The sequence below is a fragment of the Actinophytocola sp. genome, from assembly GCF_035712165.1.
In the GTDB taxonomy this organism is placed as follows: domain Bacteria; phylum Actinomycetota; class Actinomycetes; order Mycobacteriales; family Pseudonocardiaceae; genus DASYTH01.
The window spans coordinates 1-17890 of the sequence record NZ_DASTBH010000449.1 but is presented as its reverse complement, the minus strand read 5'-3'; the positions used below and the strand labels follow the sequence as shown (position 1 = coordinate 17890).

Here is a 17890-nt window from a genome sequence, read left to right as displayed (position 1 = left end):
CGGTGACCGTGTTCGTGGTGGCCTACGTTCTGATCGCCACCGAGCGGATCCCGAAGACGGTGGCCGCGCTGGCCGGTGCCGGGGTGGTGCTCGGGCTGGGGGTGGTCGGTTCGGAGGAGGCGTTCTACTCCCACGACACCGGAGTGGACTGGGACGTCATCTTCCTGCTGCTCGGCATGATGGTCATCGTCGGGGTGCTGCGGCAGACCGGGGTGTTCGAGTACACCGCGATCTGGGCGGCCAAGCGGGCCAAGGGATCGCCGCTGCGGGTGATGATCCTGTTGGTGTTGATCACCGCGGTCGCCTCGGCGATGCTGGACAACGTCACCACCGTGCTGCTGGTCGCGCCGGTCACCCTGCTGGTGTGTGAGCGGTTGGGGGTCAACCCGGTGCCGTTCCTGATCGCCGAGGTGCTGGCGTCCAACATCGGCGGCGCGGCCACGTTGGTCGGTGACCCGCCCAACATCATCATCGGCAGCCGGGCGGGGTTGTCGTTCAACGACTTCCTGGTGCACATGGCCCCGGTCGTGGTGATCGCGCTGATCGCGTTCGTCCTGGTGTTGCCGTGGTTGTTTCGCGGCTCGTTCACCGCCGACCCGGACCGGGTGGCCGACGTGCTGGCGCTCAACGAGCGGGAGGCCATCGCCGACGCCCGGCTGCTGATCAAGTGCGGGGTGGTGCTGGCGGCGGTGTTCGTCGCCTTCGTCGGCCACGCCACCTTCCACATCGCCCCGTCGGTGGTCGCGCTGCTCGGCGCCGGGGTGCTGGTGACGATCTCGGCGCTGCGGCCGCGGCAGTACCTGGCCACCGTGGAATGGGAGACGCTGCTGTTCTTCGCCGGGCTGTTCATCATGGTCGGTGCCCTGGTCCATACCGGCGTGATCGCGAAGCTGGCCGGGTTGGCCGCCGACGCCACCGGCGGCAACGCCCTGCTCGCCGTGATGCTGATCCTCATCGTCTCCGCGCTGCTGTCCGGGATCATCGACAACATCCCTTACGTGGCCACGATGAGCCCGCTGGTGGCCGAGCTCAGCGCCGGCATCGGCGACCCGGTGCACGCGCAGGCGCTGTGGTGGTCGCTGGCGCTGGGCGCCGACTTCGGCGGCAACCTCACCGCGGTCGGCGCCAGCGCGAACGTCGTGGTGCTGGGCATCGCCGCCCGCGCCGGCAGCCCGATCTCGTTCTGGGAGTTCACCAGGAAAGGCGCGGTCGTCACCGTGCTCACCATCGCGATCGCCGCGCCCTACCTGTGGCTGCGGTACTTCGTGCTCGCGTGAACCGGGTGCTGTTCCCCGGCCTGATCGGGGGCGTCGGGGCGGGGGTGCGGGTCGTCGAGGTTGGCTCGCAGCGCGGCCAGTTCGGCGCGCAGGGCGCGCAGTTCGCTCTGGGTGGTGTCCTCGATGGACAGTTCGAGGCCGGTGATCTTCTCGACGAACCAGGAGGCGACGATGCCGGTGGTGACGCCGAGCAGCGCGATGCCGCCGATCATGAGTGCGGCGGCGACCATGCGTCCCTCGGTGGTGGTGGGGTAGCGGTCCCCGTAGCCGACGGTGGTGATGGTGGTCAGGGTCCACCACAGCGCGTCGGTGAAGGTGGTGATGTTGGCGTCGGGGTTGCGCCGCTCGGCGTCGAGCACGGCCAACGCGGCGCAGGTGCCGATGAGCAGGATGATCGCGGCGACGTAGACACCGAGCCGGCCGCGCAGCGACACCGCCGCGCGCCGGTTGAGTACGGAGAGCAGGGTGAGCACGCGCAGGGCGCGTAGTTGGCGGGCCATCGGCAGGGCCACCGCGATGAGGTCGAGCAGGTGCCGCCAGACGAACCGGCCCTTGCGCCGGGCCAGCGCCAGCCGGGTGAGGTAGTCGAGGGCGAAGATCGCCCAGATCACCCACATCGTGGTCTCGAGCGCGGTGTGCCGTGCCGGGGCGGCGGTGGTGTCGAGCACCTGCCAGGCGTAGACCGCCAGGAAGATCACGGCCAGCCCGGTGAGGGGCCAGTCGGTGCGCCGGGTCCAGGCGGACAGCCGTGGTTCGTCCCCGTCGTCGGCCGGGGATGCCGGGTGAGCCGCATTGGGGGACATACCCCGTGACGATCACCGCGGCGGGTCCCGGCGTCCAGCGTCACCAGGGTGGCCTTTGGGGCCGACCGGGCGCTGGCGGGCGCCGACCTTATTGGTTGCCGCCGCGCCGTCGGTGCGGCATGTTGATGGGCGGTGCGCCGGGAAGTCTGGTCGGCAGCCCGCCCCACCCGGGGGGTGGGTTTGTGGTGAGGGCGGGTGGTCTCGGTGGCGCTGGTGGTGGCGTTCGGCGTGGTGCTGCTGATCAGCGTGTCGCTGTCCGGGGTGGCCGCGCGCACGGTGCTGTCGACGGCGTTGCTGTTCCTGCTGGCCGGGGCGCTGATCGGGCAGGGCGGGTTCGGGTTGGTGGTGATTCATCCGACCGATCCCCTGGTGGTCTTCCTGGCCGACCTGGCGCTGTTCACCGTCCTGTTCACCGACGGGCAGCGGGCCAGCCTGCCGGCGCTGCGGGAGGGGTGGCGGGAGTCCGGTCGCGCGCTCGGGTTGGGTATGCCGCTGACCATGGTGGGCATCGCGGTACCCGCGCATTTTCTGGTCGGGCTGGACTGGCCGACCGCGCTGCTGCTCGGCGCGATCCTCTCGCCCACCGACCCGGTGTTCGCCTCGGCCATCGTCGGCCGGCAGGACGTGCCGGTGCGGCTGCGCCGGCTGCTCAACGTCGAGTCCGGGCTCAACGACGGCCTGGCGCTGCCGTTCGTGCTGATCTTCCTGGCCACCGCCGCGCACCAGGAATCCCAGATCGCCACCGTGGGGATCGAGCTGGTCGCCGGGCTGGCGCTGGGCATCGTGATCCCGGCCGTGGTGGCGCTGGCCTGGCGGCTGCGCTTCTTCACCGCCGAGCCCCGGTTGCAGGCGTTGGGCCCGCTGGCGATCGCGGTGCTGCTCTACGGGGTCTGTCACCTGACCCACGCCAACCCGTATCTGGCCGCGTTCGCCGCCGGCTCGACGCTGGCCACCCTGGACCGGGTGGCCGCCGATCACTTCGAACACTTCGGGGACCTGCTGTCGGAGACCACGAAGTTCGCCGCGCTGCTGGTGTTCGGGGCGTTGATCACCCCGAGCCGGCTGTCCCACATCCCGGTCGGCGGCTGGGCGGTGGCGGTGCTGGCCATCCTGCTGGTGCGCCCGGCGGCGATGCTGCTGTCCCTGATGCGCACCCCCCTGACCCGGGAGGAACGGCTCACCGCCGCATGGTTCGGCCCCAAGGGATTCGCCTCGGTGGTCTACGGCCTGCTCGCCCTGCAGTCCGGCATCCCGGACAGCGAACTGGTGTTCGACCTGGTCGCCGTCACCATCGCCCTGTCGATCGTGCTGCACTCCTCCACCGACGTCCCGGTCGCCCGCGCCCTGCGCGTGGAACCCCCCGACAACCTGCCCACCGGCCAATCCGATCCCGCCACCCCCGCTCCGGCCGGCGAAGCACGCCATGGCTGACCGAATCGTCGTACCCTGCGCATGTGCACGCCGAGGACATGGCCGAGGAATTCCCGGTCGTCGGGCTGAACTCCGATGCCTGGGAAGCGGCGCGGCTGCTGGCCGAGCACCGGCTGCCCGGGCTGGTCGTCACCGACCCCGACGGACATCCGCACTCGATCCTGCCGGCCTCCCAGGTGGTCCGGTTCCTGGTCCCCAGCTACGTCCAGGACGACCCGTCCCTGGCCGGAGTGCTCGACGAGTCGATGGCCGACCGGGTCGCCGACAAGCTCGGCGGCAAGACGGTACGCGACGTCATCCCGCACGAGGCGCCGGAGTTGGCCGTGGTGAACTTCGACGACACGATCGTCGAGGTCGCCGCCATCATGGCCCGGCTGCGCTGCCCACTCGCCGCCGTGATCAAGGATCGCCAGTTGGTCGGTGTGATCACCGCCTCCCGGCTGCTGCAACTCGCCCTCGTGCACCACTGACGACCCGCCCCGCCCGGCGGCCGGTATGAGCACCGCGCTGGCGGTCGTGGTGTTCGTGGTGGCCTATCTGCTGATCGCCACCGAGCGGGTGCACAAGACGGTCGCCGCGCTGGCCGGGGCCGGCATCGTCCTCGGGCTCGGCATCCTCGACTCCGAGCAGGCCTTCTACTCCCGCGACACCGGCATCGACTGGGACGTCATCTTCCTGCTGCTCGGCATGATGATCATCGTCGGGGTGCTGCGCCGCACCGGGGTTTTCGAGTACACCGCGATCTGGGCGGCCAAGCGCGCCAAGGGATCGCCGCTGCGGGTGATGATCCTGCTGGTCCTGATCACCGCCGTCGCCTCGGCGTTCCTGGACAACGTCACCACCGTCCTGCTCATCGCGCCGGTCACCCTGCTGGTGTGTGAGCGGCTCGGGGTCAACCCGGTGCCGTTCCTGATCGCCGAGGTGTTCGCGTCCAACATCGGCGGCACCGCCACCCTGATCGGCGACCCGCCGAACATCATCATCGGCAGCCGAGCCGGCCTGTCGTTCAACGACTTCCTGGTCCACCTCACCCCGATCGTGATCGTCGTCCTGATCGTGTTCACCGTGGTGCTGCCGTGGCTGTTCCGCGGCTCGTTCACCGCCGACCCCGACCGGGTGGCCGGCGTCATGGCCCTCAACGAACGGGAGGCCATCCAGGACACCACGCTGCTGATCAAATGCGGACTCGTTCTGGCGGCGGTGTTCACCGGGTTCGTCGGCCACGCCGCGTTTCACATCGCCCCGTCGGTGGTCGCCCTGCTCGGCGCCGGGATCCTCGTGCTCATCACCGGCAGCGCCCCCAGGCACTACCTGGCCAGCGTGGAGTGGGAGACCCTGCTGTTCTTCGCCGGGCTGTTCGTCATGGTCGGCGCGCTGATCCAGACCGGTGTCATCGCGAACCTGGCCCGGTTGGCCACCGATGCCACCGGCGGCAACGCCCTGCTCGCCGTGCTGCTGATCCTTTTCGTCTCCGCGCCGCTGTCCGGGATCATCGACAACATTCCTTACGTCGCCACGATGAGCCCGCTGGTGGCCGATCTGTCCACCCAGATCGCCGACCCCGGCCACGCCCAGGCCCTGTGGTGGGCGCTGGCGCTCGGCGCCGACTTCGGCGGCAACCTCACCGCGATCGGCGCCTCCGCCAACGTCGTGGTCCTCGGCATCGCCAAACGCGCCGGCACCCCGATCACCTTCTGGGAGTTCACCAGGAAAGGCGCCATTGTCACCCTGATCACCGTCGCGCTCGCCGCCCCCTACCTCTGGCTGCGCTACTTCGTCCTCGGCTGACCACCACCAGGAAGGGTCCCACCGTGAACCCCAGCGCACGGCCCGCCGCCGGGCACTACGCGGCCCTGCGCCGGGAAACGCTGTGGCGCCGGTGGTTAAGCGCCCTGCTGCTCGCCGGCGCGACCGGTCTGGTCACCAACCTGGTGCTGCCGTGGCCGCTCGCGGTGCTCAGCGCCGTCATCGCCCTCGCCGTGCTGCTGCTCTGGGACCGCCGGCACGGCACCCTCTCCGACTGCTGGCCCGGGAGATCCCGAGCCCACCGGCTCGCCGCGACCGCCGCCCGGCTGGAACGACAGGGCTGGAGCGCCGTGCCGGCACCGGCACGCCCGGATGACGCCCGGCCGCTGGCCGCCTACCTGCTCATCGGGCCCGGCGGGGTGTTCGTCCTGGACCACCAGGTGTGGTGGGCAACCGACGCGATCGGCACCGACCCGGCCACCGGCCTGCTGATGGTCGGCGGCAAACCCGCCGCCCGCCGCGTCGCCTCCGTCAAAGGCGCCGCCGCCACCGTCGCCCACACCCTGGCCAACCACCTCCCCGACCCGTCGGCCGTGCACCCGGTGCTCACCGTCGACAGCCCGATGCTGCACCACCCGCACCTGATCGCCGGCGTGACCATCCTGCCCATCGCCGACCTGCCCACCTTCCTGCGCGACCGCGACCCGCTCCTGCACCCCACCGGGATCAGCACACTCACCGAACACGCCCGGCGCAACTACCCATCGACCTGAGACGGCGTCATTGCCGATCGCGGCGGAACCCGGACGAGGGTGACCGCGTCGGAGCAACAATCAGGAGGGGTGAATCAGGTGGACGGTTACACACTCGATCCGGACGAACTCACGCAGCTGAAAGGGATTCTGCACGGCGCCAGCGACCAGTTGGGCATGAAGGACTTCAGCGAGAAGGCGACGCTGGAGGGCTTCCTGACCGTGCAGGATGTCAGCCCGTACGAGAACGTCGAGGAAACCGTCGAGGAGCTGATCCGCAAGCTGAGCCAGTTCGCCAACCACGACTATCCCCAGGTCGTCGATGCGATGCAGAAGTTTATCAACGACGCGCACACCGCCATCGAGGACGCCGCGGACAAGGCCCATCAAACCGCCAAGGATTACGCCGAACACGAGGACCGCGGCCGGAACAACTTCCCGAACTGACCGTCCTCTCAAAGAACCAAAGATCCGCTCCAGGACAGGGGGGCACTGTGTCGTTGTTGAAGGATCTCATCGACGAGGATGTGCTCGCCGACGCCCGCAAGATCGACAATTTCACCCGCAAGTACGACCCCAGCCAGCCCTCGATCGAGAACACGCTGCGGCTGGTCCGCGACGTCGACACCCGACGCGCTGCGCCGCATCGGCCGCGACGTCTGGGGAGTGGGCGGTAGCGAAGGGGCCGACCTGGTGCGCACTTCGTTCGACAAGTGCGTGACCGACCTGGACCGGGCCGTGACCCAGACCGGGGCATGGACCGGAAAGACCAAGAACGCCTACAGCGACCGGATCAACCAGATCAAGGGCGGGCCCGACCAGAGCGGCGGACTCTACGCGATGCGCTCCCCGTCGGAGGACGTCGGTCAGGCCCTGGTTGCGATGGGCGACGCGTTCGACCAGATCTTCGGCCACACCTGGGCAGACGTCTTCACCATCATCGGCTTGGTGGTCGCCGCGATCGGCCTCGTTGTCGCGATCATCGCCGGCTGGACCGGGGTAGGCGCCATCATCGGACTCGTCGTCGCGATCATCGGGCGCATCGTCTCCGCGTGCGGCTTCTATTTCTCCCGGCAGGCGGTAGAGGAAACAAGATCAAGAAGTGTGAGGCGGCCAGCGCCGCCGCCGCCCAGACCCTGCAGACCGCGAGCCACACCACCCTGTAATCCGACCTGGGGGTTCTGCTGTGCAACCGGAAACCGATCCGCTGTCCATCGCGCAACGCATGAAGGACCGGATCGCCAAGATCAAAGAGGATCCCGGCCGGGCGCTGTTCAGCGACTTCACCGGCACCTCACGCGGCGGAGTCAGCGTCTCGGTGGACCTGCTCGGCCGGCTCAAGCGGGTCGACCTGCGCCCGGGGACCCTCTATGAGGGCGGCGAACTCTGGCTGATCAGCGAGATCATGGCCGCCTACACCGCTGCGGTCACCGCGGCCAACTACCTCGAGTTCGACACCGCCCAACTCGCCCGCGAACTCGACGAGGCTCCCGCCCTCAAAGCCCGGATCGAAGCCGACACCCGGCAACGTGAGCAGCCACGCCGGCCAGCGGCAACCCGGCCCACCGATGACGAGTACTTCGACCAGGGCAGCATCATGCGCCGGGCCCGTGAGTGACACCGCCCCCGACCACGACCGGCTCGGGGCCGATGAGGCCGCCCGGCTGCTCCGCAAACGATCCCGTCGACGGGGTCTGCGCCAGTACCGGACGATCTTCCTGAACTCCAGCTACTGGTCGATCGCCACGCTGGCCTTGGCGCTGCTGGGCAGCGTGTTCCACATCTTCGAGGTCCGCGACGCCTGCGCCGAGATCCTCGGCAACGCGCAACCGGTCCACGCCTCCACCGCCATGCGACCGCCCGGCGTGGTCGTGGTGTGCCAAACGGACCCCCCGACCCGCACCGTCGAGATTCCCATCGCCACCACCGCGCTGGTCATCGTCTGGACCGTGCTCGGGATTCTCACCGCGATCACGTTGCTGATCGGCTATCGCCACGTCGGCAAACAGATCGACAGCGGAAAGCTCGAGCTGTAGCCCCGCATCGGCCTCAGCCCTCCGCCACGCACACCACGGAGCCGGTCCCGGATCGCGGTACGGCGGCGTAGCGGCAGACACCGACCCAGCCGATGACCGCCGCCGTAGCGTCGGCAATCCCACTGATCCGCACACTGGCCGAGCCGACCGCGGTCAGCCAGGGCACATAGCCCAGCCACACCTCGGCCAGGGCCGTCAGCGTGCACTCCAACCGCACCGCCACCCGGACCCCGGGATAGCGGGCGCTGGCCGCGGTGCCCGCGCGGGACAGCACCAGCCACCACCGGCGCGGCGGCGGACCATCCAGGAAGTCGATCAGCACGGATACCGGACGAACCGGCAACCGGTCGCGGTCGGCCTGCCGGGCCATGTCGAACAGCAGCAGGTCCGGATCGAGGTCCTCCGGACGCGGTGGCGGCAGCCACCGGTTGCCCCACCGGCCAAGGTGGTCCACCAGGGCCCGCAACTCCCGTCCCGCGATGGTCAACTGGTATTGGCTGCCCAGGGGCGTACCGGGTGACCGGTCCACCAGACCCGCGTTCACCAGTGTCCGCAGCCGGCCGGACAGCATCGCCGAGGACAGTCCCGGCACGCCGCGTGCGATCTCGTGGGCCTGCCGGCTGCCCAGCACCAGTTCGCGCACGATCAGCAAGGTCCACGGGTCGGCCAGCAGATCCACCGCGCGGGCCACCGGGCAGTGCTGGGCCTGCCGCCTCACCGGGGCGCCCCACCGGCCTCGAGCCGGGACTGGGCGTCGAGGTAGCCCAACAGCGCCAGCCCGACCAGATTCACACCGACCACGACGTCGTTGACGGTCGCGCTGGTGGAGTCCGCGCCGAACCCGTAGTCCAGCAGGAACGGCGCGATGACCAACCACCCGCCCAGCAGCACGGCCGCCAGAGTGGCGGTGATCAACCGGACCGGCCGGGCGAGCCGGGCGATGGCCAGCGCGATGACCGCGACCCCGGCCAGGACGTCGCTGAGCCGGGCGTCGAACCCGCCGCCGGTGGTGCCGTAGGTCCACCAGACCGGCGCGAGAATCAGCCAGAGACCGAACATGAGGGTGATGCCGGTGACCAGACCCGGCAGTTGCGGGCCCGGAACACGTTGCTGCCAGAGGCCGGGCGCGGCAGCGGGACCGGCATCGCCGCTCCCGGAAGCCGTCACCGTTTGCCACACTCCCTCCCACGTAGCGTCACCACATGGTCAGGGTTCCCCGCTTCTGTTGAGGACGGCTGGTCGAGTTCTTTGCGGTTGCATGACAGACCCGGTCCACGCTCATGCAGCCGCCACCGGGCTTTGACAGCATGGAGCGCGTGGCCGCGAAGCTGCTCATCGTCGAGGACGACGACCGGGTGCGCACCGCCCTGCGGCTGGCGTTGGAGGACGAGGGTTACGACGTCGGCGAGGCGTGTGACGCCGAAACCGCGCTGGCCACGCTGCGCCGCGACGGACCACCGGATGTCATGGTGGTCGACCTGATGCTGGGCGAGATGGATGGCTTCAGCTGCATCCGGCAGGTGCGCTTCGACCATGACATGCCGATCATCGTGGTCAGCGCCCGCGACGACACCCACGACATCGTGGCCGCGTTGGAGGCGGGCGCCGACGACTACGTGACCAAGCCGTTCGAGATCAAGGAGATCACCGCTCGGCTGCGCGCGCTGCGCCGCCGTGCCGGTGCGGCCGGTGCGCAGGAGGTGCCGCGGGATGTCCTGCTCGACGCCGACCCCCGCGCCCCGCTGGTGCTCTCCCCCGCGAGCGGCACGGTCCGGCGCGGCGAGCACGACCTGCACCTGACCCTGACCGAGTTTCGGCTGCTGTGTGAACTGGCCGGCGAACCGGGACGGGTGCTGTCCCGCCAGGCCCTGTTGGAACGGGTGTGGGACCGCGGCTTCTTCGGCGACGAACGCATCGTCGACGTGCACGTCCGCCGGCTGCGCACCAAGATCGAAAAGGATCCGTCCGACCCGCGGATCGTGGTCACCGTGCGCGGGCTCGGCTACCGGCTCGATGTCCAGCGCTGACCCGGCCCGCCGACGCCGGCTCGGCCTGCGCGGCCGGGTGATCCTGACCTTCGCGGTCGGCGCGGCGCTGGTGTCCCTGGCGCTGGCGGTGTCCGTGTTCACCATCAGCCGCGGCTACCTCGACGCCCAGCGCGAGCGATCCGCCCAACGGCAAGCCGCCGCCGACGCCGCCTTCGTCCGCACCCGGCTGGCCGTCCCCGGTGCCGCGCCGGGCGACGTGCTCACCGCCGTCGACCCGCCGGCCAACACCGTGCTGCTGCTGCACCGACACGACCAGTGGTACTCCTCGGAACCCGACATCAGCCCCGACGTGCTCCCGGACCCGATCCTGGCCCCCGCCGACGAGCCGGGACCGGCGATCCTGCCCGTCACCATCCGCGGCGAACCGTTCCTCGCCGTCGCCGTCCCACTCGGCGCGGACGCCACCTTCTACGAACTGGCCCCCGTGCAGGAGTTGCGGTCGACGCTGACCGTGCTGCGCACCGTACTGGCCGCCAGCGCCCTGGCCGCGACCCTCGGCGGGGCCGCCCTGGGCCTGTGGGCCGGCCGGCGGGTCCTGCAACCACTGCACCGCCTGGCCGGCACCGCCGCCCACATCGCCGGCGGACGGCTCGACACGCGGCTGGCCGACACCGGCGACCGCGACCTGGCCACCCTGGTCGAGTCGTTCAACCGCATGGTCGACTCGCTACAACAACGCATCGAGCGGGAACGCCGACTGGTCGGCGACGTCAGCCACGAACTGCGCACCCCCCTGACCACCCTGGTCACCAGCGTCGGCGTGATGCGCCGGCATCGCGACGACCTGCCCGAGCGGTCCCGCCACGCGCTCGACCTGGTCAGCACCGAACTCGACCACCTGCACCGGCTGCTGGAGGACCTGCTGGCCCTGGCCAAGACCGAAGCCGGCCTGCACCAGGACCAGCCCGAGCCGCTCTCGCTGCGGGACCTCCTCATCCACACGCTGGCCGACACCGCGCGCTCCGCGGACCTGCTCACCGTGCACACCGACGGCATCGTGCTCGGCCGCAAGCTCGCGTTGGAGCGCACCCTGATCAACCTGATGGACAACGCCGACCGGCACGGCGGCGGACTCACCCAGATCGGTCTGCATCGCGACGCTGACCACGCCGCCATCGTCGTCGACGACAACGGACCCGGTGTGCCGGCCGGGGACCGTACGGCCATCTTCCAGCGCTTCACCACCGGGCAGGCGACCCGCGGCTCCTCGGCCGGCACCGGCCTGGGCCTGGCCCTGGTCGCCGAGACCATCGCCGCACACCACGGACAGGTGCGCTGCGCCGACCGCCCCGGCGGCGGAGCCCGGTTCATCGTCCGACTCCCGCTCGCACCGGGCGTCACACTACCGCAAACCGGACGCCCGCCCGGTCTCAACATCCGGGAGCCAACCTCGTCCTAGGTGTACCGAAGGGACGGAGCGCGATGCTCGGTGCGACACGACAACGACCGGCCAACCTGCCAGCCACCATGGTCGCGGTCGAGGTGATGGTCCTGCGACCACCGAAACAGACCGGCCGCGCGAAGACCGGACCCTGGCCCGTGCTCGCCATAGTTCTCGACGAGCCGAACGAGCTGATCGAACCCCGCGTGCGACCCCTGTTCGCGCTGCTGGACCAACCAACGCGAGCCGACCGGATCACCGTCGTGGCCGGACGCAGCGGCTGGTCGGCACTCGGCACCGGCTCGCTGCTCCAACTCGCCGTGCACGCCACCGCCCCGGTGCGGTTCGACCTCCACATCATCCTGCCGACCCAACCAGTGCTCGGATTCACCGATCTGCTCGCCGGCGGACCCACCATCGCCCTCACCAACCGGGGCCACGCCGGACGGCTCGCGGCACAGCGGGTGCCCGTCCGCGACGCGTTGGCCGAACTGGTCCTGCTCGGCGACTCCCCATCGACGGACCTGTCCGCCCTGGTGGGCGTCTCGTGACCCACCGATCACACACCAGGGTCGACTCCGAGCCGATCCTGAACACCTTCCGCCGGCCGGTCGGTGGCGGTCCTCCCCGCAGCGTGCGGGTGTTGACCGTCCTCGCCGGCCTGTGGCTGGTACTGGCCCCGTGGATCTGGGGGTACGGCGACACCGGAGGTGGGTTCGACGCGCGGTGCAACGACATGACCGTCGGCCTGGTCGTGCTCGCTGCGGGATGCACACAATTCGTGCGCCCCGCTCACCGCACCGGCGTCGTGGTGCCGATCGTCTTCGGGTTCTGGCTGGCGATCGCGCCGTTCGCGCTCGCCTACAACCTCGGCGCGGATCCGGGCCAGGCCATACTCAACGACACCATCGTCGGCACGCTGCTGACCGGATTCAGCCTGTCCGGTTATCTCACCGCCCGGGACACGGCCGCGTGATGGGAGGGGCAAGTGACCCGGATCGGTAGCCGCAGCGTCGCATCCGGTCGTCGCCTGAACCACCCTGGCCTTGTCAGTCAACGCCCGTTTCAGCAACCGCCAACTCCAGGCCTGCCGGAGCCAGTGGTTCCCCGTCAAGTCGGGTTGGCTGGCGGGCGCACGACTCGACTCGGTCCGACCTGTCCGAAACCCGGCGGCCCGAACCGTGGTGCGCCGATCCCGGGTGATCCCCGCACCACCGCCCCGGCCGCCGGACTTCCCGTCGAGCCGCCGCATCGTTGCCGCGCCCGCCAGCCACCCCCGTTTCTAGCCCGCCCGCAGCCGCAGAAGTCACTCGTCACCCGGATTGTCAGGAACTCGCAAGTTGGGATCCCGCGCTCAGCCCGCAGGATGGCAGTGCACCCCATGACCACTTCCGGGAGTTTTCGCTGTGATCGATCAGGACGGGCCACCCAATGGCACCGTGGCCGAAGTCGCCGAGCAACTCATGCGCGAGTTCGGCCTGATCGTGTCGCTGGACACCGTCACCGCCTGCGTGCTCAGCGCCCGGCGCGACCTCGACCGCCTGGCCCTGCGCCACGTTCCGCCCAACCTGCTCGACCGGCTCGCCCGGGCCCGCCTGCTCGAAGCGCTCAACCTGCACCGTGACGCGGCGCGCCACGCCCCCCGCAACGGCACGCCCCCAGGTTCATGACCGGCCACCACGACGTGGTCGTTGTGACCAGCCAGGCACCCACCACCGGCGAGGCTCTCCCTGGCCCGCTGACGGCCCTTCGGCACGCGGTGCGCGACGTCGGTGGTCGCTGGGCAGCCGTGCCGGACGAAGTCGCTCTCGGCGACGGCACCCGGGCCAGGCCGCCGGCGGTCGACCGGCAGGCCAGCGACGCGATCTGGCCCACCTACCACGACGCGGTACAACCACCGGTGTTCCGGCCCGACTGGCAGGTCAGCCACCGGGCCCGCAACGAGCGCTGCGCCCGGGCCGCGGCCCGGCTGGCCGCACCGGGGGCGACCGTGTGGATCATCGGACACGAGCTGCAGCAGGCGCCGGCGCTGCTGCGTGCGCACCGACCCGACATCCGCATCGGGTTCTATCTCCCGATCCCGTTCCCGCCGGTCGAACTGTTCATGCGGCTGCCCTTCCGCGACGACCTCCTGCGCGGGCTGCTCGGCGCCGACGTCATCGGCCTGCAAACCCGCCGCGACGTCGACAACCTGCTCCGTGCCGCACAACGCCTCCTCGGACTGTCCGCCGATGGCGACACGCTCGGTCAGCCAGACCGGCCGATCAGCCTCCGCGTGATTCCCACCTCGGTGGACATCGACGACATCGCCCGGCGGGCGGCCCGCCCGGAAACCCTCGCCCAGGCGCGTGACCTGCGCGCGCGACTCAACAACCCCGCTCTGCTCCTGCTCAGCGTCGACCCCCTCGACCACACCGCCGGCATCGAGCACCGGCTGCACGCCCTCGAGCACCTCCTCACCGACCGACAGCTGCGAGCCGGGCACACCGCGGTCATCCAGATCGCCCTACCCCCGCAACACCGCGCGCACCCCGACGATCACCTGCGCCACCGCGTCGAACAACTCGTCGCCCAGATCAACGGCGACCACGGCAAAATCGGCTGCCCCGCCGTGCACTACCTGCACCGTCGCGTCGGTGGCGCCGACCTCCTCGCCCTCTACCAGGCCGCCGACATCCTGGTGGCCACCGCCTTACGTGACGGCATGAACCTCACCGCCAAACAGTTTGTGGCCTCCCGAGTGGACAACACCGGCGCGGTGATCCTCAGCGAGTTCAGCGGCGCCGCTCCTGAACTGCGGGCGGCGCACCTGGTCAACCCCCACGATCTCGACGACCTCCAAGCCACGATCCGCGCCGCGGCAACCGAACCGCGCTACCGCGCCACCGACCGCATCAAAGCCATGCGCCAACACCTGCACCAACACAATGCACGGTCCTGGGCCGAGACCTTGTTGTCCACACTGGAGTCGTCAGGCAGGACAAGCCGCCTTGGCAGCGGTGCGGTGATCCCCGCCAGCACAAACGCATTGCACTCCATCGCCAGTTCGTAGGCGCTGCCCACCGCGCACGGCTACCACCGCCTGCGGAAAACCACCCAGCTCACCCTGATCCGCCGCCCGTTCGCGCTGATCCTCATCCGTCCACACGCGACGGAGGAGGTGGGACCGCTGTGGTCGGCGTCGGGCTGATGCTGGTGCTGCTGGGGCTGGTGCTGCTTGGCGCTGGCGGGGTATGGGTGTCGACGCTGGGGGTCGATCCGGATTCGTGGGTGGTGTTGTCCAGCGGTCGCGGAGCGTCCTCGGTGTCGACACCGCAGCCGGCGAGCAGGGCCGCGGCCAGCAGTGCGCACCCGGTTCGCCGGATCATGGCGTGGCCTGCGGCAACTCGACGACGAACCGGGCGCCACCGCCGGGCCGGTCCTCCACCCAGGCCCGGCCGTCGTGCCGGTGGACGTGCTGGGCGACCAGGGCCAGACCGAGCCCGACGCCGCTGTCGGAGTCGTCGCGGTCAGCCGGAGAGCCGCGGGCGAACCGCTCGAAGACCCGTTCCCGGTCGGCCGGCGCGACCCCGGGCCCGGCGTCGTCGACCTCGAGGCGGGCCTGGCCATCCCGGCACAGGACACCGAGCCGGACCAGCCCGCGGCCGTGCCGCTGCGCGTTGTCGACCAGGTTGACCACGACCCGTTCCATGTGCCGCCGGTCGGCGAGCACCTGCGGATGATCCACGGCGTCGACGATCCCGGCCGGGTGCCCGCCGAGGGCTTGGCCGGCCAGTTCGGCCAGGTCCACCGGTTCCAGCGACAGCTGGTCCCGGTCGTGATCGGCGCGCGAGATCTCCAGCAGGTCGTCGACCATGCGCCGGAACCGGCGCAGGTCGGTACCCAGCAACTCCACCGCCTGCCGGGCGCTGGGAGTCAGCTCGGCCCGCCGGCGGTCCAGCACCGCCATGGCGTTGAGCATCGTGGTCAGCGGCGAACGCAGCTCGTGGCTGACATCACCGGCGAACCGGGCGTCGCGCGCGACCCGCTGCTGCAACCGCTCCGCGGTGTCGTTGAACGCCGTGGCCAGCCGAACCAGGTCCGGGTCCCGGGTCTCGGGCAGTCGCGCGCTCAGGTCTCCGCCGGCGGCCACCGCCGCCGCGGCGGTCAGCCTGTCCAACGGCCGCAACGAGTGGGTCGCCGCCCACCGGCCCAACAACGCTCCGGCCACGCCGCTGGTCACCGTCGCGGCGATCAACATCCAACTCAGGAACCGAAACGTCCGGTCGATCTCGCGCAGCGGGAAGACCTCGACGTAGGTCGCCGACACCGCCGGCAGCGGCAGGGCGACGGCCAGCACCGGCACCCCGTCGAGCCTGGTGCGCTGCAGCGCCGCCTGGCCGTTCTGCACCGTTGCCAGCAACGCGGGCGGCAGCCGTGTGGGATCGACCAGGTTGCCGCTGCTGCGCCACTGACCATCGTCGACCAGCAGCACCGCCGACTCCACATCCGAGCCCAACCCGGTCAACAACTCGCCCAGCCCCGCCGACCCCTGCCGCAACGCTCCCTCCACCAGCCGGGCGTTGACCTGGGCCTGCCGAGTCGCCCCGCGCTCACGCTGGTCGAGCATGTACCCGGTGGACAACAGCCAGGTCAGCACCGCCAGCAGACTGGTCACCAGCACCGACACCAACCCGAACCAGGCCATCACCCTGGTCCGCAGCGGCATCCGCCCCATCACGACGGCACCCGGTAACCCATCCCGCGCACCGTCAACACATGCGACGGCTGCCCCGGGTCCGGCTCGACCTTGCGCCGCAACCGCCGCACATGCACATCCAGCAGCCGGGTATCCCCGAAGTAGCCGTAGTCCCACACCTGCTCGAGCAACTGCTCCCGGCTCACCACCCGACCGCGCGCCGCGGCCAGCGTGCACAGCAACCGGAACTCCGTCTTGGTCAGATGGATCTCGGTCCCGCCGCGAACGACCCGGCCCTGCGCCGGATAGACGGTCAGCTGGCCCACCTCCAGCGCGGCCACCGCGTCCTGGCCCTCGGAGGTCCGCACCCGGCGCAGCAGCGCCCGGATCCGGGCCGCCAACTCCCCCGCGACCAACGGCTTGGTCACGTAGTCATCGGCGCCGGCCTCCAGCCCGGCGATCACGTCCTCGGTGTCGGTGCGGGCGGTGACCATGATGATCGGCACGTCCCCCCGGTCCCGGATCGCCGCACACACCTGCAGCCCGTCCATGCCCGGCAGCATCAAATCCAGCAGCACCACATCCGGCGCGGCAGCACCCAACCGGTCCAGCGCCTGCTCCCCGGTGCCCGCCTCGACCACCCGGTAGCCCTCGTCGGCCAGCGCCAACCCCAACGCCTGCCGAATCCGCGCATCATCCTCGACAAGCAGCACGGTGGTGGTCATCGCCGCAGCCCCGGCATCCAACAAACAGTTGTCCCCGATCATAGCCACACCCGACCCACCGGACCGTTCTAGCCTCGGCGACCCGTACCCGCCACACCCCTCGCCCGATCACGCGCGCATCGTCAGAAAGTCGCAAGGTTGGCCGCCCCGGCGACCAGGGTCTCCCTGGGCGGCCGTGGCGATGATGAACCGACCAGGAATGCCGGCGGTAACAGCGGCGACCAACCGACGCTGGCCGTCACGACCACGATCCGGTCAGTCCTGCGGACGGAGGGTGAAGCTGAGCTGTCCCTCGGTGTCGACCCGCACGTCGAGGATCTTGTCTGACAGGAAGTCCCTGGCCTGCGGGTCCATGAACACCTTGGCACCCCCGACCCCCGTGACGACCTGGTCCCCTTCGGCCGGCGCCAGGGCGAGCGAGAGGGCAAGCTTGTCGGCGGACTCCCCGGTCGCCGGCATGGCGAGCCGCAGGCCGCCCTGTTCGGAGATCCCGTCCCGTGCGGTCAGGGCGGTGATGGCATCCGCGGCGGCTTCGGTCACGGCCAGCATTCTGGACACACCTTCTTTCTGTCCTCAATGGACAAAGTCAGACTCTCTGCTCCAGAACACCCCGTTTCCCCGCACTGGTCCAGGACCATGACGGAATCGTCAGGTTGCCGGGATGCCGCCGCACATTTCCCCGAGGCTGGGCGTTGCCCAGGCCTGGTGCGCCGGACCGAGAACGCGATCAACGTGCACAGAATGTGCGACTACTATTGCCACACAACGGTTCCGTTGGCCGGCCACCGCCGCGAGCTTCCCCTGTGGTGAATCGGCGCGGCAGCAGACGGATCGAGCCCGGTCCACGATCGGTGATCAACCCGCCTCAGGATTTGACGGCCCGGTCCCGACTTCCTCCGATGTCGTGTGCTGCCACGGCGCCGGAGATCGCTACCACATGGCCGATCCGCTGTCCGCGTCGGCTGTGCCGGTGTTCGAACCGCGTCGACCGGATCTGAACCTTGACACACTAG

The 17890-nt window shown here is 70.3% G+C and carries 22 protein-coding genes; 15 read left to right on the top strand and 7 right to left on the bottom strand.

The features are described from left to right. The first annotated feature begins 2 nt into the window (after nt 1-2). Nucleotides 3-1277 (top strand): ArsB/NhaD family transporter, encoded by a 1275-nt coding sequence (locus tag VFO68_RS25350; RefSeq protein ID WP_325160887.1) that lies wholly within the window; start codon nt 3-5, stop codon nt 1275-1277. Here the strand turns inward: VFO68_RS25350 and VFO68_RS25345 are convergent. Further along, nucleotides 1244-2080, bottom strand: coding sequence for a potassium channel family protein (locus VFO68_RS25345; protein WP_325160886.1), 837 nt, complete (start codon nt 2078-2080; stop codon nt 1244-1246). The genes VFO68_RS25350 and VFO68_RS25345 overlap by 34 nt on opposite strands. 195 nt (nt 2081-2275) lie before the next feature. On the opposite strand from VFO68_RS25345, the gene VFO68_RS25340 reads away from it, so the two are divergent. The 6 genes from VFO68_RS25340 to VFO68_RS25315 all read left to right on the top strand — a co-directional run bounded on the left by VFO68_RS25340 (nt 2276) and on the right by VFO68_RS25315 (nt 6686). Further along, nucleotides 2276-3511: a sodium:proton antiporter gene (locus VFO68_RS25340; protein ID WP_325160885.1), complete on the top strand. Its 1236-nt coding sequence runs from the start codon at nt 2276-2278 to the stop codon at nt 3509-3511. 23 nt (nt 3512-3534) lie between these two features. Continuing rightward, nucleotides 3535-3981, top strand: a complete 447-nt coding sequence (locus tag VFO68_RS25335; RefSeq protein ID WP_325160884.1) for a CBS domain-containing protein — start codon at nt 3535-3537, stop codon at nt 3979-3981. Between the two features lie 25 nt (nt 3982-4006). Beyond that, a complete protein-coding gene (locus tag VFO68_RS25330) occupies nt 4007-5299 on the top strand; it encodes an ArsB/NhaD family transporter (protein WP_325160883.1) in 1293 nt (430 codons plus the stop codon). 23 nt (nt 5300-5322) lie between these two features. Beyond that, nucleotides 5323-6030 carry a hypothetical protein gene (locus tag VFO68_RS25325; RefSeq protein WP_325160882.1) on the top strand — a complete coding sequence of 236 codons (708 nt, stop codon included), beginning with the start codon at nt 5323-5325 and terminating at the stop codon, nt 6028-6030. A 78-nt stretch (nt 6031-6108) separates the two neighbouring features. Next, nucleotides 6109-6456, top strand: coding sequence for a hypothetical protein (locus VFO68_RS25320; RefSeq protein WP_325160881.1), 348 nt, complete (start codon nt 6109-6111; stop codon nt 6454-6456). Between the two features lie 56 nt (nt 6457-6512). Further along, a complete protein-coding gene (locus VFO68_RS25315; protein ID WP_325160880.1) occupies nt 6513-6686 on the top strand; it encodes a hypothetical protein in 174 nt (57 codons plus the stop codon). Nucleotides 6687-6875: 189 nt separating this feature from the next. Here the strand turns inward: VFO68_RS25315 and VFO68_RS25310 are convergent, their stop codons facing one another. Beyond that, a complete protein-coding gene (locus VFO68_RS25310; RefSeq protein ID WP_325160879.1) occupies nt 6876-7043 on the bottom strand; it encodes a hypothetical protein in 168 nt (55 codons plus the stop codon). 152 nt (nt 7044-7195) lie between these two features. Between VFO68_RS25310 and VFO68_RS25305 the strand changes: the two genes are divergently transcribed. Together VFO68_RS25305 and VFO68_RS25300 are read left to right on the top strand one after the other, a co-directional pair. Beyond that, nucleotides 7196-7627 carry a YbaB/EbfC family DNA-binding protein gene (locus tag VFO68_RS25305; RefSeq protein ID WP_325160878.1) on the top strand — a complete coding sequence of 144 codons (432 nt, stop codon included), beginning with the start codon at nt 7196-7198 and terminating at the stop codon, nt 7625-7627. Further along, nucleotides 7620-8045: a hypothetical protein gene (locus tag VFO68_RS25300; RefSeq protein WP_325160877.1), complete on the top strand. Its 426-nt coding sequence runs from the start codon at nt 7620-7622 to the stop codon at nt 8043-8045. The genes VFO68_RS25305 and VFO68_RS25300 overlap by 8 nt, the downstream gene beginning before the upstream one ends. Nucleotides 8046-8058: 13 nt before the next feature. Here the strand turns inward: VFO68_RS25300 and VFO68_RS25295 are convergent, their stop codons facing one another. Together VFO68_RS25295 and VFO68_RS25290 are read right to left on the bottom strand one after the other, a co-directional pair. Next, nucleotides 8059-8763, bottom strand: coding sequence for a helix-turn-helix domain-containing protein (locus VFO68_RS25295; protein ID WP_325160876.1), 705 nt, complete (start codon nt 8761-8763; stop codon nt 8059-8061). Next, a complete protein-coding gene (locus tag VFO68_RS25290) occupies nt 8760-9212 on the bottom strand; it encodes an SPW repeat domain-containing protein (protein ID WP_325160875.1) in 453 nt (150 codons plus the stop codon). Before VFO68_RS25290 ends, VFO68_RS25295 begins: the two co-directional genes overlap by 4 nt. Before the next feature lie 140 nt (nt 9213-9352). On the opposite strand from VFO68_RS25290, the gene VFO68_RS25285 reads away from it, so the two are divergent. From VFO68_RS25285 to VFO68_RS25260, 6 genes are all read left to right on the top strand, one after another. Further along, nucleotides 9353-10072, top strand: a complete 720-nt coding sequence (locus tag VFO68_RS25285) for a response regulator transcription factor (RefSeq protein ID WP_325160874.1) — start codon at nt 9353-9355, stop codon at nt 10070-10072. After that, complete coding sequence (locus VFO68_RS25280; protein WP_325160873.1) at nt 10059-11492, top strand: HAMP domain-containing sensor histidine kinase; 1434 nt, start codon at nt 10059-10061, stop codon at nt 11490-11492. The genes VFO68_RS25285 and VFO68_RS25280 overlap by 14 nt, the downstream gene beginning before the upstream one ends. Before the next feature lie 68 nt (nt 11493-11560). After that, on the top strand, nt 11561-12025 hold the full coding sequence (locus VFO68_RS25275; protein WP_325160872.1) for a hypothetical protein: 465 nt from the start codon (nt 11561-11563) through the stop codon (nt 12023-12025). After that, nucleotides 12022-12450 carry an SPW repeat protein gene (locus tag VFO68_RS25270; protein ID WP_325160871.1) on the top strand — a complete coding sequence of 143 codons (429 nt, stop codon included), beginning with the start codon at nt 12022-12024 and terminating at the stop codon, nt 12448-12450. The genes VFO68_RS25275 and VFO68_RS25270 overlap by 4 nt, the downstream gene beginning before the upstream one ends. Before the next feature lie 430 nt (nt 12451-12880). Next, nucleotides 12881-13144 (top strand): hypothetical protein, encoded by a 264-nt coding sequence (locus VFO68_RS25265; RefSeq protein ID WP_325160870.1) that lies wholly within the window; start codon nt 12881-12883, stop codon nt 13142-13144. Next, nucleotides 13141-14526, top strand: coding sequence for an alpha,alpha-trehalose-phosphate synthase (UDP-forming) (locus VFO68_RS25260; RefSeq protein WP_325160869.1), 1386 nt, complete (start codon nt 13141-13143; stop codon nt 14524-14526). Before VFO68_RS25265 ends, VFO68_RS25260 begins: the two co-directional genes overlap by 4 nt. A 312-nt stretch (nt 14527-14838) precedes the next feature. Here VFO68_RS25260 and VFO68_RS25255 read toward each other — a convergent pair whose 3' ends face one another. The 3 genes from VFO68_RS25255 to VFO68_RS25245 form a co-directional block, all read right to left on the bottom strand. Then, nucleotides 14839-16191, bottom strand: coding sequence for a HAMP domain-containing sensor histidine kinase (locus tag VFO68_RS25255; RefSeq protein WP_325160888.1), 1353 nt, complete (start codon nt 16189-16191; stop codon nt 14839-14841). Continuing rightward, entirely contained in the window at nt 16191-16877 is a 687-nt protein-coding gene (locus VFO68_RS25250) for a response regulator transcription factor (RefSeq protein ID WP_325160868.1), read from the bottom strand. The genes VFO68_RS25255 and VFO68_RS25250 overlap by 1 nt, the downstream gene beginning before the upstream one ends. Before the next feature lie 255 nt (nt 16878-17132). Then, entirely contained in the window at nt 17133-17426 is a 294-nt protein-coding gene (locus VFO68_RS25245) for an iron-sulfur cluster biosynthesis protein (RefSeq protein WP_325160867.1), read from the bottom strand. Between the last annotated feature and the right edge of the window lie 464 nt (nt 17427-17890).

What these genes read in the sequence shown, in the direction of transcription:
- VFO68_RS25330 (WP_325160883.1), top strand. Translation starts at nt 4,007, where the DNA reads ATGAGCACCGCGCTGGCGGTCGTGGTGTTCGTGGTGGCCTATCTGCTG.
- VFO68_RS25310 (WP_325160879.1), bottom strand. Translation starts at nt 7,043, where the DNA reads ATGATCGCGACGACGAGTCCGATGATGGCGCCTACCCCGGTCCAGCCG.
- VFO68_RS25275 (WP_325160872.1), top strand. Translation starts at nt 11,561, where the DNA reads ATGGTCGCGGTCGAGGTGATGGTCCTGCGACCACCGAAACAGACCGGC.
- VFO68_RS25255 (WP_325160888.1), bottom strand. Translation starts at nt 16,191, where the DNA reads ATGGGGCGGATGCCGCTGCGGACCAGGGTGATGGCCTGGTTCGGGTTG.
- VFO68_RS25245 (WP_325160867.1), bottom strand. Translation starts at nt 17,426, where the DNA reads ATGCTGGCCGTGACCGAAGCCGCCGCGGATGCCATCACCGCCCTGACC.
- VFO68_RS25285 (WP_325160874.1), top strand. Translation starts at nt 9,353, where the DNA reads ATGGAGCGCGTGGCCGCGAAGCTGCTCATCGTCGAGGACGACGACCGG.
- VFO68_RS25280 (WP_325160873.1), top strand. Translation starts at nt 10,059, where the DNA reads ATGTCCAGCGCTGACCCGGCCCGCCGACGCCGGCTCGGCCTGCGCGGC.
- VFO68_RS25250 (WP_325160868.1), bottom strand. Translation starts at nt 16,877, where the DNA reads ATGACCACCACCGTGCTGCTTGTCGAGGATGATGCGCGGATTCGGCAG.
- VFO68_RS25345 (WP_325160886.1), bottom strand. Translation starts at nt 2,080, where the DNA reads ATGTCCCCCAATGCGGCTCACCCGGCATCCCCGGCCGACGACGGGGAC.
- VFO68_RS25260 (WP_325160869.1), top strand. Translation starts at nt 13,141, where the DNA reads ATGACCGGCCACCACGACGTGGTCGTTGTGACCAGCCAGGCACCCACC.